The organism is Erwinia typographi (assembly GCF_000773975.1).
Taxonomy (GTDB): Bacteria; Pseudomonadota; Gammaproteobacteria; order Enterobacterales; family Enterobacteriaceae; genus Erwinia; species Erwinia typographi.
Map to the genome: position 1 here is coordinate 41,729 of NZ_JRUQ01000032.1, position 15,347 is coordinate 57,075.

Annotated in this window: 14 protein-coding genes; 9 read left to right on the plus strand and 5 right to left on the minus strand. The window is 57.2% G+C overall.

Annotated elements, in window-relative coordinates:
- Nucleotides 1-71 precede the first annotated feature (71 nt).
- The 3 genes from mutY to mltC are packed head-to-tail and all read left to right on the plus strand — an operon-like array spanning nucleotide 72 to nucleotide 2,563.
- Entirely contained in the window at nucleotides 72-1,160 is a 1,089-nt protein-coding gene (gene mutY / locus NG99_RS11080) for an A/G-specific adenine glycosylase (RefSeq protein ID WP_034892268.1), read from the plus strand.
- On the plus strand, nucleotides 1,160-1,432 hold the full coding sequence (locus NG99_RS11085; protein ID WP_034892271.1) for an oxidative damage protection protein: 273 nt from the start codon (nucleotides 1,160-1,162) through the stop codon (nucleotides 1,430-1,432). The genes mutY and NG99_RS11085 overlap by 1 nt, the downstream gene beginning before the upstream one ends.
- Before the next feature lie 51 nt (nucleotides 1,433-1,483).
- On the plus strand, nucleotides 1,484-2,563 hold the full coding sequence (gene mltC / locus NG99_RS11090) for a membrane-bound lytic murein transglycosylase MltC (RefSeq protein WP_034892381.1): 1,080 nt from the start codon (nucleotides 1,484-1,486) through the stop codon (nucleotides 2,561-2,563).
- Between the two features lie 75 nt (nucleotides 2,564-2,638).
- On the opposite strand, the gene NG99_RS11095 is transcribed toward mltC, so the two are convergent.
- Both NG99_RS11095 and NG99_RS11100 read right to left on the minus strand, forming a co-directional pair.
- Entirely contained in the window at nucleotides 2,639-3,466 is an 828-nt protein-coding gene (locus NG99_RS11095) for a phosphoenolpyruvate hydrolase family protein (protein ID WP_034892274.1), read from the minus strand.
- A gap of 2 nt (nucleotides 3,467-3,468) precedes the next feature.
- On the minus strand, nucleotides 3,469-4,689 hold the full coding sequence (locus tag NG99_RS11100) for a Tm-1-like ATP-binding domain-containing protein (protein WP_034892276.1): 1,221 nt from the start codon (nucleotides 4,687-4,689) through the stop codon (nucleotides 3,469-3,471).
- A 303-nt stretch (nucleotides 4,690-4,992) separates the two neighbouring features.
- On the opposite strand from NG99_RS11100, the gene NG99_RS11105 reads away from it, so the two are divergent.
- Nucleotides 4,993-5,604: a TetR/AcrR family transcriptional regulator gene (locus NG99_RS11105; protein WP_052130660.1), complete on the plus strand. Its 612-nt coding sequence runs from the start codon at nucleotides 4,993-4,995 to the stop codon at nucleotides 5,602-5,604.
- Nucleotides 5,605-5,644: 40 nt separating this feature from the next.
- Here the strand turns inward: NG99_RS11105 and NG99_RS11110 are convergent, their stop codons facing one another.
- The 3 genes from NG99_RS11110 to NG99_RS11120 all read right to left on the minus strand — a co-directional run bounded on the left by NG99_RS11110 (nucleotide 5,645) and on the right by NG99_RS11120 (nucleotide 10,546).
- Nucleotides 5,645-7,795, minus strand: coding sequence for an ornithine decarboxylase (locus NG99_RS11110; RefSeq protein ID WP_034892281.1), 2,151 nt, complete (start codon nucleotides 7,793-7,795; stop codon nucleotides 5,645-5,647).
- Between the two features lie 504 nt (nucleotides 7,796-8,299).
- Nucleotides 8,300-9,628: an NAD(P)/FAD-dependent oxidoreductase gene (locus NG99_RS11115; RefSeq protein WP_034892284.1), complete on the minus strand. Its 1,329-nt coding sequence runs from the start codon at nucleotides 9,626-9,628 to the stop codon at nucleotides 8,300-8,302.
- A 114-nt stretch (nucleotides 9,629-9,742) separates the two neighbouring features.
- Nucleotides 9,743-10,546, minus strand: coding sequence for an IclR family transcriptional regulator (locus NG99_RS11120; RefSeq protein ID WP_034892287.1), 804 nt, complete (start codon nucleotides 10,544-10,546; stop codon nucleotides 9,743-9,745).
- 254 nt (nucleotides 10,547-10,800) lie between these two features.
- Here NG99_RS11120 and NG99_RS11125 point away from each other — a divergent pair, with 254 nt between their 5' ends.
- Genes NG99_RS11125 through NG99_RS11145 form a run of 5 tightly spaced genes read left to right on the plus strand, consistent with a single transcriptional unit; the run spans nucleotide 10,801 to nucleotide 15,237 of the window.
- The gene (locus NG99_RS11125) at nucleotides 10,801-11,616 is read left to right on the plus strand and encodes a transporter substrate-binding domain-containing protein (protein WP_034892290.1); all 816 of its coding nucleotides are present in this window, start codon (nucleotides 10,801-10,803) and stop codon (nucleotides 11,614-11,616) included.
- 15 nt (nucleotides 11,617-11,631) lie between these two features.
- Nucleotides 11,632-12,342, plus strand: coding sequence for an amino acid ABC transporter permease (locus NG99_RS11130; RefSeq protein WP_034892293.1), 711 nt, complete (start codon nucleotides 11,632-11,634; stop codon nucleotides 12,340-12,342).
- Between the two features lie 2 nt (nucleotides 12,343-12,344).
- Nucleotides 12,345-13,151, plus strand: a complete 807-nt coding sequence (locus NG99_RS11135) for an amino acid ABC transporter permease (protein ID WP_198138762.1) — start codon at nucleotides 12,345-12,347, stop codon at nucleotides 13,149-13,151.
- On the plus strand, nucleotides 13,148-13,897 hold the full coding sequence (locus NG99_RS11140; protein ID WP_034892296.1) for an amino acid ABC transporter ATP-binding protein: 750 nt from the start codon (nucleotides 13,148-13,150) through the stop codon (nucleotides 13,895-13,897). Before NG99_RS11135 ends, NG99_RS11140 begins: the two co-directional genes overlap by 4 nt.
- A gap of 20 nt (nucleotides 13,898-13,917) precedes the next feature.
- On the plus strand, nucleotides 13,918-15,237 hold the full coding sequence (locus NG99_RS11145) for an NAD(P)/FAD-dependent oxidoreductase (protein WP_034892299.1): 1,320 nt from the start codon (nucleotides 13,918-13,920) through the stop codon (nucleotides 15,235-15,237).
- The last annotated feature ends 110 nt before the right edge of the window (nucleotides 15,238-15,347 follow it).

Here is a 15,347-nt window from a genome sequence, read left to right on the forward strand (position 1 = left end):
CCGGTTTACAGCATAGTTGGTCTGTGCTGGAATCCCAGCCTGATTTTTAATTCTCCAGGATATTTTCCGACATGATGCAAGCTGCGCAGTTCTCACGACAGGTACTGGACTGGTATCAGCGTTTTGGCCGTAAAACGCTGCCCTGGCAGCTGGAAAAAACGCCTTATAAAGTCTGGCTTTCGGAAGTGATGCTGCAACAAACCCAGGTGGCGACGGTGATCCCCTATTTTGAGCGCTTTATGGCGCGCTTCCCCGAGATCACCGATCTGGCCGCCGCGCCGCTGGATGAAGTGCTGCATCTGTGGACCGGCCTCGGCTATTACGCGCGCGCGCGCAATCTGCACAAGGCGGCGAAAAGGGTTGCGGAGCAGCACGGCGGGAAGTTTCCGCAGACGTTTGCCGAGGTAGCGGATCTGCCCGGCGTAGGCCGCTCAACCGCAGGCGCGATCCTCTCTTTATCTCTCGGGCAGCATTTCCCGATCCTCGACGGCAACGTTAAGCGCGTGCTGGCCCGCTGCTATGCCGTTTCCGGCTGGCCGGGCAAAAAAGAGGTGGAAAAGCGCCTCTGGCAGATTGCCGAAGAAGTCACGCCGGCCGCAGGCGTCAGCCAGTTCAATCAGGCGATGATGGATTTAGGCGCGATGGTCTGCACCCGCTCAAAGCCTAAATGTGAGATCTGCCCGCTGAATCTCGGCTGCACGGCTTACGCCAGCGGCAGCTGGGCGAACTACCCCGGCAAGAAGCCGAAGCAAACGCTGCCGGTGCGCACCGGCTGGCTGCTGATGATGCAGCAGGGGCAGGAAGTGTGGCTGGAGCAGCGCCCGCCCGTTGGCCTGTGGGGAGGGCTGTTTTGCTTCCCGCAGTTTGCCACCCAGCCGGAGCTGCGGCAGTGGCTGAGTGACAGGCGCATCGAGGGAGCGAAGCTACAGCAGGACACCGCGTTTCGCCATACCTTCAGCCATTTCCACCTGGATATTGTGCCAATGTGGCTGGAACTGCCTGCCGCAGGCGTGGTAATGGATGAAGGCGCTGGTCTCTGGTATAACTTAGCGCAGCCACAGTCCGTTGGGCTGGCCGCCCCGGTGGAACGCCTGTTACAACAGCTGCGTCAGCCACAACAAAAAGCGCTGAACATCCGCGCGACAGAAGAGGAAGAGTAATGAGCCGAATGATTTTTTGTACGTTCCTGCAGCGAGATGCAGAGGGGCAGGATTTTCAGCTGTATCCGGGCGACGTGGGCAAACGCATCTATAACGAGATTTCCAAAGAAGCCTGGTCGCAGTGGATGAGCAAGCAAACCATGCTGATTAACGAGAAGAAACTCAGCATGATGAACCCGGAAGATCGTAAGCAGCTTGAACAGGAAATGATTAAGTTTCTGTTCGAAGGGCATGACGTCCATATCGATGGTTACACCCCGCCAGAAGAATAATCGTTGGGCCTCACAGATGAGGCCCTCTCAATGTGGGCGAAGCACGACAAGATGAATAAGAAACTGATAGGTTTGCTGGTCATAGCGCCGCTGTTGATTTCCTGCTCAGGCAACAAAAAACCGGTCTTCCATGAAGAGTGGGTTAAGGACACCAACGGATTTGATATTCTGATGGGGCAGTTTGCTCATAATATCGAAAATATCTGGGGCATTAACGAAGTGCTGATCGCCGGCCCCAAAGACTACGTTAAGTACAGCGATCAATACTACACGCGAAGCCACATCAACTTTGAATCAGGTTCCATCACCATCGAGACCATTGCCGGAACCGATCCGATGGCCAGCCTGCGTCAGGCTATTATTACCACGCTGCTGATTGGCGAAGATCCGGGGAATGTCGACCTCTATTCCGACGCCAATGATATTCAGATTGGTAAGGAGCCGCTGCTGTATGGGCAGGTGCTGGATAACACCGGCCAGCCGATCCGCTGGGAAGGTCGGGCGGGCAGCTTTGCAGACTACCTCATCCAGAACAAGCTTCAGCGCCGCAACGTCGGGCTGCATGTGATCTGGTCGGTCACCATTCCAATGGTGCCGAACCATCTGGACAAGCGCGCCCACAAATACCTGCCGATGGTCCGCGAGGCTTCGGCGAAGTACGGCGTCGATCAGTCGCTGATCCTGGCCATTATGCAGATTGAATCCAGCTTCAACCCATATGCGGTGAGCAATGCCGATGCGCTGGGGCTGATGCAGGTGGTGCAGCATACCGCCGGGGTGGACGTTTTCCGTATGAAGGGGAAATGGGGCAAACCAAGCCGCAGCTATCTGCTTGATCCGGAGAACAATATTGACGCCGGGACGGCCTATCTGTCGCTGCTGCAAAGCAGCTATCTGGCGGGGATTAACAACCCGACCTCACGCCGCTATGCGGTGATTACCGCGTATAATGGCGGGGCTGGCAGCGTGCTCAAAGTCTTCTCCAGCGATAAGACCAGGGCGTTCAACACCATTAACAACCTCTCGCCTTCCGAGGTATATCAGACGCTGACCACTAACCACCCGTCGGCGGAATCTCGCCGCTATCTCTACAAAGTAAACAGCGCGCAGAAGAGTTATCACCTCTATTGAGGCCAGCCGCAGTCAGAAACGGCGGGTGATGATGCCCGCCGTTTTTTATCAGCACATTTCCTGAACGACCGAAAATTAACGGCTGATATTTTTAAACTGTCTGGTGGTATCGGTCAGGGCCATTTCAGTTGGCAGGCGCTCCATCGAGCTGGCACCATAAAAACCGTCGCACTGCGGACAGTGGTCCATAATGTACTGGGCATCCTGCGGGCTGGAAATCGGACCGCCGTGACACAGCACAATCACCTCTTTACGCACGGATTTGGCCGCCGCCGCCCACTGATTAATCAGCGGCACGCAATCGGCCAGCTTAAGCGCCGTTTCAGCCCCAATGTTGCCACCGGTGGTCAGCCCCATATGCGGCACGATGATATCGGCTCCCGCTTCCGTCATCGCTATGGCGTCAGCTTCGCTAAACACGTAGGGCGTGGTCAGCATCTCCTTCTGGTGCGCCAGGCGAATCATCTCCACCTCCAGAGCGAAGCCCATCCCCGTCTCTTCAAGGTTGGCGCGGAAATTACCGTCAATCAGACCAACGGTAGGGAAATTCTGCACGCCGGAGAAACCTAAAACCTTCAGCGCATCCAGAAACTGATCGAACTGGCAGAACGGATCGGTGCCGTTCACCCCGGCTAACACCGGCGTATGCTTCACTACCGGCAGCACTTCCTTTGCCATATCCACCACGATCTCATTGGCGTTGCCATAGGCCAGCAGCCCGGCCAGCGAGCCGCGCCCGGCCATGCGGTAGCGGCCCGAGTTATAAATCACGATAAGATCGATGCCGCCCGCCTCTTCGCATTTGGCTGAAAGGCCGGTTCCGGCGCCCCCGCCGATAATCGGCTCGCGTCGGGCTATCATTGCGTTAAATTTGGTCAGTATCGCCTGACGGGTGAAAGCCATTCTCAGAACTCCTGCTCTGCCAGCTGGCGGAACTGCCCGATGGCAGCCTGCGCAAATTGAGGATCGTTAATGTTATAAGGCAGACGGCGTATTTTCCGCTGCTCCGTCTGCACCAGGTGAGCTTCCAGCGTGGTGATAAACGCGCTGTCCGCCTCGGGCGACCAGAACGGCTGGCCTGGCGCATCCAGCGCCGAGAAACCGCCTTCAGGAATTAAGAAGACCACTTTCCCCGGACACTGGTTGAGCTTCGCGGCAATCCACTTCGCCAGCGCTACGTTCTCCTCCACCGTGGTGCGCATCAGCGTAACCTGGGCGTTGTGATGATAGAACAGACGCCCGGCGTATTTTTCCGGCACGGTGTCAGCATGACCAAAGTTCACCATGTCCAGCGCCCCGCAGGAGATGACGCACGGAACGCCGGTAGCCGCCAGCGCATCGAACCGCGTCTCGTCACAGGCCAGCACGCCGTCAAACAACAGATCGCACACTTCGGTGGTAGTCAGGTCGAGCAATCCGGACAGCATACGGCTCTGCGTCAGCTTCTCCATCGCCATGCCGCCGCTGCCGGTCGCGTGAAAGACCAGGCAATCATAGTCTGCTTCCAGCTCAGCGCTGACCTGCTGAATGCAGGGCGTGGTGACGCCAAACATGGTCAGCCCGATGGCGGGCCTCTCATGCGGATCGCTTTCTGTCTCCCAAAGCACCGCGCCGGCAATCTGATGCGCGGCATTTCCCAGCACCCGGCGGGAAATACGGTTCAGCCCCGCCACGTCCGTGACCGAGTAAAGCAGGCTGATATCGCTGGCTCCCACGTAGCCGGAGACATCTCCCGAGGCCATAGTGGAGACCATAACTTTTGGAATGCCAACGGGAAGCGCCTGCATAGCTGGCGTAATCAGCGCGGTGCCGCCGGAGCCGCCCAGGCCGATCACGCCCAGCAGGTCGGCGCGTTGACTGAGGAAAATCTTAAATGCCAACGCCATCGCATCAATGGCCCTGCCGCGATCGCCGCAGAATACCGCCTCTCTCCCCTGAGGATGAAAGTCAGCAATCAGCTCCGGTGGAAAATCGACCCCCGAAGGTACGCTAACTGGTTGAGTAGACAGGTCAACTGTCAGTACCGCCGCGCCCGTTTTGGCCACGCATTGACTGACATAAAACAGTTCCCGGCCTTTAGTATCTGCTGTAGCCACAGCGTAGATATAACCTGAATTTATACTCATAGTCGTAACAACACCCTGTTATTATACGAAATAAAGACTTGATAAATCAGAATTAAAAAAGTAAATAACCAGTAAGCCGCGTCTCCGGTCAAGACCGCAAGATTACACTACCACCATCATTATTGATAAATCAATTGAATGAAATATGCGTCTCACAGGGAGGTTGACTATGCTTAAGGATGCGAACCGGCTGGCAGGAAGGACAAGGGTTCTCCTGATTTTTATTCTTTAATCGCTTGAATAACAAGCAGATTCAACTGAACAAATGAGGTTATTGTGGAGCAAAGGGATTCCGCTGGGGTTATGACTTTAACCGCTACAAGAGCTAGAACACGCCGTCTGCTGATCGATACCGCCATGAATATGTTCGACAGCGGCGCATTCCCCTCAATCACCGAAGTGGCTCAGGAAGCTCAACTTTCCCGCGCAACGGCTTACCGCTACTTTCCCACTCAGAGCGCGCTGGTCTCCGCCATCGTGACGGAAACCCTCAGCCCGATCAAAAGCTGGCGCTCTTCAAAAACAGACGTGGGCGATCGGATCGATGAGCTGTTGGGTTTTGCCTTTCCAAAGATGCTGGAGCATGAAGGAACGCTGCGAGCCGCCCTGCATCTCTCGCTGACTCAGTGGGCGCAGTCGCGCTCCAGCGATCGCCAGGATAAAGAGAAGCTGGTAAGAGGAAACCGCAAGGTGCTGCTACAGCATGTGGTGGAACCGCTCAACAAGGAGATGTCGCCGCAAAAGGTCGAGCGCGTGATCCAGTCGCTGTCGCTGGTCTATGGCTCGGAGATTTTCCTGGTGATGAAGGATATCTGGGGCTGCTCTAATCAACAATTGGAGGAGATCGGTAAGTGGATTGCCAAAGCCATTGTGCGCCAGGCGCGCGAAGATGAAAAAGAGCTGAAGGCCGGATGAAATTGCCTGTTGTAAGGGCCGCACGGCGGCCCTTACAACGCTATTCATTAATCATATAGCCATACAGGCGCTTCACGCCGTTCTCATCCGCTTCGGCATAGACGCCCTGAAGCTCCGGCGAAAAGCCCGGCAGCAGGTTAAGGCCCTCTTCCAGCGCCAGGAAGTAGTGCTGAACCGCCCCTCCCCAGGCTTCGCCAGGCACCACGCACAGCACGCCGGGCGGGTAAGGCAGCGCCCCTTCCGCAGCAATACGCCCTTCCGCCTTCGCAATGGGAACCAGCTCAACATTGCCGCGGATAAATTCGATATTGGCATCCTGCGGGTTCATCACCACTTTCGGCAGGCTATCCTGACGGAACATCGCCTTTTGCAGATCCTTCACGCCGTAGCTGACGTACAGCTGGTGCATCTCCTGGCAGAGGCGGCGCAGCGTATAGCCTGCGTAGCGCTTCGCATTTTTACGATAAATGGTCGGCAGCACGTCCGACAGCAGCGCATCCTCTTTGATATGCTGTTCAAACTGCGCCAGTTTCGCCACCAGATACGCCATTTTCTCCACGCTTTCTGCCGGCGTGAGCAGGAACAGGATCGAGTTGAGATCGCACTTCTCGGGCACGACGCCATTTTCCCGCAGATAGTTAGCCAGAATCGTCGCCGGAATCCCGAAGGAAGCATACTGGCCGTTAGCGGCATCAATCCCCGGCGTGGTCAGCAGCAGCTTGCAGGGGTCGATCAGATACTGATCTTTTTCGTACCCTTCAAAGCCATGCCAGTCCGCGCGGGGCGCGAAGCTGAAATAGCGCGGATCGGCTGCGATCGCTTCCGTTTTCGCCTCATGCCAGGGTTTCCCCTCCACCTCATCGGGGATAAAAGGTTTGATCAGTTCGCAGCGGGCGATAATTGCCTTGCGGGCATCGATCCCCAGCGTGACGCACTCGTGCCACAGGCGACGCCCCGCCTCGCCCTGATGCATTTTGGCGTTGACGTCCAGCGCGGCAAACAGCGGATAAAACGGGCTGGTTGAAGCATGCAGCATAAAAGCGTTGTTCAGCCGTTTATGGCTGCAAAAGCGCTGCTGGCCGCGAATGTGATTGTCCTTTTTATGGATCTGCGACGTCTGCGAGAAGCCAGCCTGCTGCTTGTGGACCGACTGGGTGACAAAGATGCCGGGATCGTTTTCATGCAGATCCAGCAGCAGCGGCGAGCAGGCTTCCATTACCGGGATGAACTGCTCATATCCTACCCATGCCGAATCAAACAGGATGTAGTCGCACAGATGGCCGATGCTGTCGATGACCTTGCGCGCGTTGTACACCGTGCCGTCGTAGGTGCCAAGCTGGATCACCGCCAGGCGGAAAGGCCGCGCCTCATTTGCCCGAGTGGGAGCAACCTGCGCGATCTGATGACGCAGATACGCTTCATCAAAGCAGCGTGCGTCAATCCCGCCGATAAAGCCGAAGGGATTGCGGGCCGTTTCCAGGTAAACCGGGGTGGCGCCCGCCTGAATCAGCGCGCCGTGGTGATTAGACTTATGATTGTTACGATCGAACAGCACAAGGTCACCGCGCGTCAACAGCGCATTGGTCACCACTTTGTTGGCGCTTGAGGTGCCGTTCAGCACAAAATAGGTTTTATCCGCATTGAACACTTTGGCCGCAAATTTCTGCGCATGTTTGGCCGATCCTTCATGAATTAGCAGATCGCCCAGCTTCACATCGGCGTTGCACATATCGGCGCGAAAAACGTTTTCACCAAAGAAATCATAGAACTGACGCCCAGCCGGATGCTTTTTAAAGAACGCGCCGCCCTGATGGCCAGGGCAGGCAAACGTGCTGTTATCCATCGCCACATATTTGGTCAGCGTGTTGAAAAACGGCGGCAGCAGTTCATTCTGGTATTCCGACGCGGCGGCTTCCAGCTTGATGGCATCATCCGCCGCGCCGGTCAGCAGGCCAATGCCAGCGGACAGCTCCAGCTCCTGTTCCTGCTCAGGATAATCCAGCGAGATAAAGACCGGCAGATTGAAGCCGGTGTGGTGCAGCAGCGCCAGCATACCGCTGCGGGAGTCAGCCACGGAGACAACCACCGCCGCTACGTCAGTAAAGTCAGTTTTCTCCAGCGTGACGACTTCACGCCCGGTCTGGAGATGGATAGCCACGGTGGTGCTGGCGGCAATTTTCAGTGGTGTCATAGCACAAATCCTTAAGCGTCAAGGATGAGTGGGTGCCAGAGGCACAGCAATGGGAAACGGCATCAGCCCTCTCCCGGCGAACGGTGTCGGTTGGTGTTCAGCAAAATGTGTTCAGGCTTCGACCGATAGACATCAGTAAAATCAGATCGCGTCTGCTTTTACTCATGGCCAACAGTAAGCGTATGAAAACCTCACCGCACGGTAAGGGAATTTTTCGACAGAATGTGACAGGCGGGTCGGCACGCGGACGGCATCGGCAGATGTCGGGTACAGTTGCTGGTAGTCAGCAGTGAACCTTGCATGGCGGCGACCTCAAAGTGAAGTGATGACGTTTTCGTCAGAATGGGCGCCATAATGGCATTTTTTATTTTGCGGTTCAAGACGGACGGCTGAATTTAACGTTCAGGAGACGATAGCATAACCTATTGATTTTTATCATTTATATAAATCTTCCGGCTAAAAACAGTTATCTTTCCGCTGGTTATGCATCAGGACGCCGAAGACTCACAGCCAGTGCTGAGCCTGAACCTTTTCACCCTGGCTGAATCTTGCCAGGCGGAAAGGAGCCGGATCGACGATCGGCGTGGCGCCGCTGACCAGATCGGCCATCAGCTGACCGGCGGCTGGGGCAATGCCAAAGCCGTGGCCGGAGAAGCCCGTTGCCAGAAACAGCCCCGGCACGCCTGGCGTGGCAGAGATAATCGGGATCGCATCCGGCATGGTGTCGATCAGACCTCCCCAGCTTTGTGCCACCTGCACGTTGTCCGACGAAGGAAGCCACCGCTTTAAATTGCACAGCATTTTGCTCACCACCGCCGGGTCAATGCGCGGGTCCAGCACCCGAACCTGCTCGTAGAGTGAGACTTTATCCGGCTGGCCTGGCCGCCAGCGCAGCGCTTCGTCGATAAAGCGCTGGCCCAGCCGCAGCTGAAGAGACTTACGCTCATGCCAGAAAGCCGGGAAAAAGGACGGCAGGAAGCGTAGCGAATCCGGCGTGATATCTGCGGTATTTGTCGCCGAGCTGGCGATGGTCAGCCCGCCGTCCAGCCGCTTACGCAGCGACACGTTGCCAAAGCTCACGCAGGGCTTCACCTCACACGCCACCGGACGGGTACGCAGCACGGTTGAGAGAACTTTTAGTTGCGGAATGTCGACCCCGACTCCCTGCATAAGTAACCTGGACCAGGCTCCTCCGGCCACCACCACCGACTGACAGCTAATCGCGCCGTGTTCAGTAACGACGTGGCTTACGCGTCCGGCCGAACGCTCAATGCTGCGCACCGCGCAGTACTGCTGGAGGTTCACCCCCAGCGCCATCGCGTAGATAGCCATCGCCGGGGCGGCTTTTTGCGGCTCGGCTCGTCCGTCCAGCGGCGTCCACAGCCCGCCCGACAATGAGCCAGCCAACCCTGGAATACGCTGGCTGAGCTGAGCTGGCGACAGCATTTCGCTGGCAATAGCGTGCTGCCGGGCCTCTTCGATCCAGCGCAGATGGCGTTCACGCTGCGCTTCACTGCGGGAAGCGTAGATAATCCCCTCCTGCCGGAAGCCGGTTTCCCGCCCCAGCAGCCGGTTCATCCCTTCCCACATCTTCATGCTTTCGTTGATCAGCGGCAGCTCACGCAGATCGCGGCCCGTGCGGCGACACCAGCCCCAGTTACGGCTGGACTGCTCGGCGGCTACGGTGCCTTTTTCCAGCAGCACCGTTTTTATCCCCCGCCGCGCCAGCGACAACGCCGTGGCTACGCCGATGATTCCCCCGCCGATCACCACCACTTCCGCCTGCGATGGGAAGATCTCCGATGATGGCACCAAATCAACGCCAGGACCCATAATCTCGCCTCATTTAGTATTGATCTTCTACGGTCCCGTCCGGCGCACGCCCTGAGCCAGCGCCATGCGTCAGCTGCAAGTATTCACATCGCGTTCCCTGAAAAAATCAGAGAATCAGCCCATTGATGCCCTCAGACGGGTATCCAGCGGGCTGAGCATCGGCTCGACGTTAGCCACTTCTTCCTGCATCAGCGCCACGTAGCGCTGTACGTTTTCCGGCGTCAGTCGCGGTGAAAGCACGGTTAATCCCAGCGATCCCACCACGCCTGCACCCGCCACGCGGATCGGCACTGAAACGCCGCCGATACCCGGCAGCAGTTCGCCGGGATCGAGCGCATAGCCTCGTCCGGCGGTTTGCTCCACCAGCAGCTGGAGCTTATCGCGGGTCAAACTCGGCCATTTTTGCAAACGGTGGAAATTGCGCTCGAGGATCGCCTGCTGCTGCTCAGCGTCGATAAACGACAGGATCGCCAGGCTACCGGGGCCAAGACCGAGCGGTACTGAGCCGCCAATCGATCCGGTGAGCGTTTGCATCTGGAACTCGCTGTCATAGCGATCGATACAGACCGAATCATCACGATCGCGCGCCATCAGCATTACCGTTTCACCGGTTAGCTGTCGCAGCCGCTCAAGCGCCGGTTGAAAGTGACGACGCAGGCCAGGGCCTTTGGCCGCTTTCGCGCCATAAATCAGCAATTTAGTACCGAGTCGATAGCATTTATCGCCCTGTGCCTTATGCAGCAGCTGATGGTCTACCAGCGAATTCAGAATACGATGGCAGGTGACCTTGTTCAGTCCGGACAGCTCGCACAGCGCTTTCAGCGCCAGGCCATCGCTACCCGCGTCCGCCACCAGATCCAGCAGCATCACCGCCCGGTCCAGCAGCTGGACGCCGTTTTTGCCCTGAGCGTCGTTCATCGCTCCTCCATAAAATTCCATATTGTGGAACTTTTAATTATAAGATTTCAGTATGTGGTTTTTTATTGACTAAATTTCTAACAGATTTCATATTCGATTAGCAAGTGAGATGTCTTTTTAACCTTACCAGGGGTGAAAAAAGAAGGAAGCACAAAGGACCTGGCGATCTCACAACAGAATCAATCTGAGCCAAAAAGGCCGGAAAATAACGACAAAATCACCTGCAATCATCACGACATCGTAAGGATGTAAACATGAATAAAAATCGCGCGCTGCTGGCTCTTTCCCTGCTGCTGATGGCCCCCGTCATTACCCATGCAGATACTTTGTCCGATATTAAAAGCCGTGGTGTGCTGACTGTCGGCATCAAAAATGATTATCCGCCCTACGGCTTTATCAATGCCGACGGTAAAACGGTGGGTTTTGAAGTCGATTTAGCCCGCGCCATCGCCGCTAATTTGCTGGGTTCGCCGGACAAGATCAAACTGGTGCCGGTCAACGCCTCCAACCGTATTCAGTTCCTGCAATCCGGCCAGATTGACCTGATTATGGCAACCCTCGGCGTTACGCCCGATCGGGCTAAAGAGATTGATTTCACCGTTGAATACGTTTCGGCGGCTGGCCCTTCCGTGCTGGCGCGCAAAGAGATTAAGTTCAGCCAGTGGGAACAACTGAAGGGCCAGAAGATCTGTGGCGTTCAGGGCTCTTACTACAACAAAACGCTGACGCAGAAATACGGCATCCAACTGGTGAACTTCACCGCCCTGCCGGAAGCCTATCGCGCCCTGCAGGATAATCGCTGCGTGGCGATGGTCTATGACGATATGACGCTGCAAAACAAGCTGAGCGAGCCGGGCTGGAGCGACTACAAGATTGCCATCAAGCCGTACGAATTCCTGCCGATGGCCGGGGGTCTGCGTAAAAATGACGACGCGTTCAAACAAGCCGTTAACGCCGCGATAGTGAAAACGGAAGGCGAGAACAAGCTGGTCGAACTGGAAACCACTTACCACATGCCGCCTTCTGACTATATCGCTAAGCGTGCCGAAGCCGCCCGCGCAGCCAAATAAGCCAGGATCGTAACCATGTTCGGACTTGATTACTCCTGGCTGCTGGACCCGGTTTATCAGCAGTGGCTGCTTCAGGGAGTGGTGCAGACGCTGGAACTGGCGGCGCTCTCTTCGGTGATTGCCATTGCGGTCGGCCTTGCCGGCGCGCTTGGGCTGACCTTCAAAATAGCCTGGCTCGATGCGTTAATCGAACTGTTTGTAGAGCTGTTTCGCAATACGCCGCCGCTGCTACAGATGCTGTTTTTTTACTTCACCCTGACGCAGATCGGCTTTACCACCACCGACCCGGTCACCGGGCTACAGGTGCCGTTAGTCAGCGCCTTCGCCTCGGCGACCGTGTCGCTCAGCCTGTTTGGCGGCGCGCTCAGTATTGAAGCCTTTCGCTCCGGCTTTGACGCCGTGCCGAAGGCCACGCTGGAGGCCGCGCGTTCGCTGGGCTATTCACGCTGGGGATTATTCCTGTACGTGCAGGCACCCATCGCATCACGCATCAGCCTGCCGCCGCTGACCAACGTGCTGACCAACCTGTTTAAGACCACCTCGCAGGCTTCGGTCATTACCGTGCCGGAGCTGATGTATGCCGCCGGACAGATTTATAACGACACCTTCCGCACGCTGGAAGTGATGCTGCTGGTGCTGCTGATTTACGTGGTGCTGGTCAGCCTGCTGGTTTGGCTGATTGGCTGGGCCGGACGTCGTCTGGCCTACCCAGGCTACGGAGGATAATCATGGATGCTTTTTACCTGAAGCGAAAGCGCCAGACCAGGCAGGCATTTACCCTGCTGGCGCTGATAGGTCTGCTGTTCAGCATGTTCAACGATCCCGGCGGCGAGTGGCATCAGGTCTGGCTGCGGCTGCCGCTGCTGCTGACCGGCAGCCAGCAGGGCTGGTCGTGGTCGGGCGGCTTCGTACTGAACATCTTTATCAGCCTGGTCGGCATGGCGCTGGCTACGGTGATGGGCCTGCTGCTGGGGCTGGCGATGATGGCAAAACACCGCTGGCTGAGTCTGCCAGCGCGGGCGGTAATGAACTTCCTGCGCAACTCGCCGTGGCTGGTGCTGCTGTTTTCAATGCTCTATCTGCTGCCGTATCACGCCACCCTCTTCGGCTTTTCTTTCACTTTCTCGCCGCTGTTCAAGGCGATTGTCGGCCTTAGCCTGCCTACCGCCGCCAACTTTGCCGAAGTCATCCGTGGCGCGGTGCAGTCGGTGCACAGCGGGCAGTGGGAATCCGCACGTTCGCTGGGCTACACCTGGTGGCAAATCTACCGACTGGTGATCCTGCCGCAGGCCTTCCGCCGCATCATTCCGGGCTGGATGAATCTGTATGCGCTGCTAACCATCTCTACCGCGCTGGCGACCGTTACCGGTGTACAGGAGGTGGTAACGCTGCTGCGCACCACGCTGGCTACCGAAAATGAGAGCGCGCTGGTCTACTTCTACGTGAGCGTGCTGCTGATGTTCTTTTGCTACTGCTACCCGATTGCGCTACTGGCGCGTCGGCTGGAAAAAAATACCAAGGGGGATGCCCTGTGAGCGAGCGTAATCAGGCTCTTATTGAGCTGGACAATATTCATAAATCGTTCGGTGACACGCATGTGCTTAAGGGCATTTCACTGAACGTCAGCAAGGGAGAAGCGGTGTGCATTATCGGCCCTTCCGGCTCGGGTAAATCCACCATTCTGCGCTGCATCAATGGCCTGCTGCCGGTCGATGAAGGTTTTGTGCGCGTGGGTCATCATCGCGTGCATGAGATTGCCAATGAAAAAGAGATGCGGCCGCTGCGCCATCAGGTAGCGATGGTGTTTCAACAGTACAACCTGTTCCCGCACCGCACGGTGCTGGACAACATTATGATGGCGCCGATCCAGGTGCTGAAGCATGAGCGCGAACAGGTCCGCGAGCGGGCGCTGAAGCTGATTGCCAAAGTACGGCTGACCGGCAAAGAGAATCGCTACCCCGGCGAGCTTTCGGGCGGCCAGCAGCAGCGGGTAGCTATTGCCCGCGCGCTGGCGATGCAGCCGGAGATCATTCTGTTTGATGAGGTGACCGCGGCGCTCGACCCGGAAACGGTAAAAGAGGTGCTGAACACCATCCGTGAACTGGTCGAGGAAGGCATGACCTGCCTGCTGGTGACCCACGAGATGCGCTTTGCGCGCGAGGTATCGCACCGCGTCTGCTTCACCGACCAGGGCCGGATAGTGGAAAGCGCCGCCCCGGCTCAGCTTTTTGATGCCCCGCAGGACCCGCGTACGCGTGAGTTCCTCGGCCAGGTTTTGTAATCCTTTTTTTGAGAGACACCATGGCAAGCCAATCTGACGACATTTTTACTTCCGACTTCAAAACCACGCCTTACTGGTGGGAAGCGGCTCCCCCCGAAACGGTTTTAGATCCGCTACCGTCGCAAGCGGATGTGGTGGTGATCGGCTCCGGGTTTGCCGGGCTGAATGCGGCCATTGAGCTGGCCCGCCACGGAAAAAATGTGGTGGTGCTGGAAGCCAACGAGCTGGGCAGCGGCGGCAGCACCCGTACTGGCGGGATGATCAGCAGCGGCCAGAAGCTGGTAGTCGGCGGCGCGATTAAGGGCATTTCACCCGATCTGTTCGGCAAGATGATTGCGGACTCCATTGCCTCCTTCGCCTTTATTCAGGAATTAGTGCAGCGAGAGGCGCTGGATGCCGACCTGTTTATCGGCGGTCGCTATTTCGGCGCGCACACCAAAAAACAGCTGAGCAGCCTGTATGAAATGGGCGACATTCTGCATCGGGTAACCGGCGTGACGGTACATAAGGTGAAGCGTGACGAGCAGGCTGCCATTATCGGCTCGACGTTTTATCACGGTGGGATTCTGGTAGACGAATATGGCGGAGTGCATCCGGGGAAATATAACAAGGCGCTGCGTGACCTGGCCCGCAAGCTGGGCGCCACGCTGCTCTCTCATGCCCGCGTGATGTCAATTACCCCGCACACCGGCGGTGGCAAAACGGTGAACACCGTTCGAGGGGTGATTGAAGCGCAGGAGGTACTGGTGCTCACCAACGGCTATACCGACACGCTGGCGACCCCGAACCTGGCGAAGCGCATTGTGCCGGTCAAAAGCTATCAGATCGCTACCGAACCGCTGCCGCCGGAACTGATGGCGAAGCTAATCCCCGGCGGCAGAATGATCACCGACAGCCGCCGGGATCTGATCTACTCCCGCCCTTCTCCTGACGGCACCCGCCTGCTGTTTGGATCGCGCCCCGGCATCATGGACTGCGATGACAAAACCGCGGCGTTCAAGATCCGCCAGAGGATGCTGGCGATCTGGCCGGAGCTGGCAGGCTACAGGATCAGCCATGCCTGGAGCGGCTTTGTTGCGATGACGCATGATAAAACCGCCTATGCCGGGCTGATGGATAATGCCCGCTTTGCGGTTGGCTGCAACGGCAACGGCGTGGCGCTGATGAGCTGGCTGGGCTACCGCACCGCGCAGAAGGTACTGGGAACCGAGGAGCGCCCGCTGTCGTTCGATCGCCCGACGTTCAGGCGCATTCCGCTGTACGACGGCCGTCCGTGGTTTGTCCCCTTCGTCAGCGGCTGGTATCGCCTGCGTGATGCGGTGGATAAGCGGCTGGACTAACCTGCTGCCAGGCGAACAGAATGTGTTCTGTTCGCTTATCTTATCGGCAGTGAACTGCGGTTGCAGCCCCGGTTGCTGGAAAAGAGTGCAATCAGCGATGTTTTGGCGAC

What these genes read in the sequence shown, in the direction of transcription:
- mutY (WP_034892268.1), top strand. Translation starts at nt 72, where the DNA reads ATGATGCAAGCTGCGCAGTTCTCACGACAGGTACTGGACTGGTATCAG.
- NG99_RS11085 (WP_034892271.1), top strand. Translation starts at nt 1,160, where the DNA reads ATGAGCCGAATGATTTTTTGTACGTTCCTGCAGCGAGATGCAGAGGGG.
- mltC (WP_034892381.1), top strand. Translation starts at nt 1,484, where the DNA reads ATGAATAAGAAACTGATAGGTTTGCTGGTCATAGCGCCGCTGTTGATT.
- NG99_RS11095 (WP_034892274.1), bottom strand. Translation starts at nt 3,466, where the DNA reads ATGGCTTTCACCCGTCAGGCGATACTGACCAAATTTAACGCAATGATA.
- NG99_RS11100 (WP_034892276.1), bottom strand. Translation starts at nt 4,689, where the DNA reads ATGAGTATAAATTCAGGTTATATCTACGCTGTGGCTACAGCAGATACT.
- NG99_RS11105 (WP_052130660.1), top strand. Translation starts at nt 4,993, where the DNA reads ATGACTTTAACCGCTACAAGAGCTAGAACACGCCGTCTGCTGATCGAT.
- NG99_RS11110 (WP_034892281.1), bottom strand. Translation starts at nt 7,795, where the DNA reads ATGACACCACTGAAAATTGCCGCCAGCACCACCGTGGCTATCCATCTC.
- NG99_RS11115 (WP_034892284.1), bottom strand. Translation starts at nt 9,628, where the DNA reads ATGGGTCCTGGCGTTGATTTGGTGCCATCATCGGAGATCTTCCCATCG.
- NG99_RS11120 (WP_034892287.1), bottom strand. Translation starts at nt 10,546, where the DNA reads ATGAACGACGCTCAGGGCAAAAACGGCGTCCAGCTGCTGGACCGGGCG.
- NG99_RS11125 (WP_034892290.1), top strand. Translation starts at nt 10,801, where the DNA reads ATGAATAAAAATCGCGCGCTGCTGGCTCTTTCCCTGCTGCTGATGGCC.
- NG99_RS11130 (WP_034892293.1), top strand. Translation starts at nt 11,632, where the DNA reads ATGTTCGGACTTGATTACTCCTGGCTGCTGGACCCGGTTTATCAGCAG.
- NG99_RS11135 (WP_198138762.1), top strand. Translation starts at nt 12,345, where the DNA reads ATGGATGCTTTTTACCTGAAGCGAAAGCGCCAGACCAGGCAGGCATTT.
- NG99_RS11145 (WP_034892299.1), top strand. Translation starts at nt 13,918, where the DNA reads ATGGCAAGCCAATCTGACGACATTTTTACTTCCGACTTCAAAACCACG.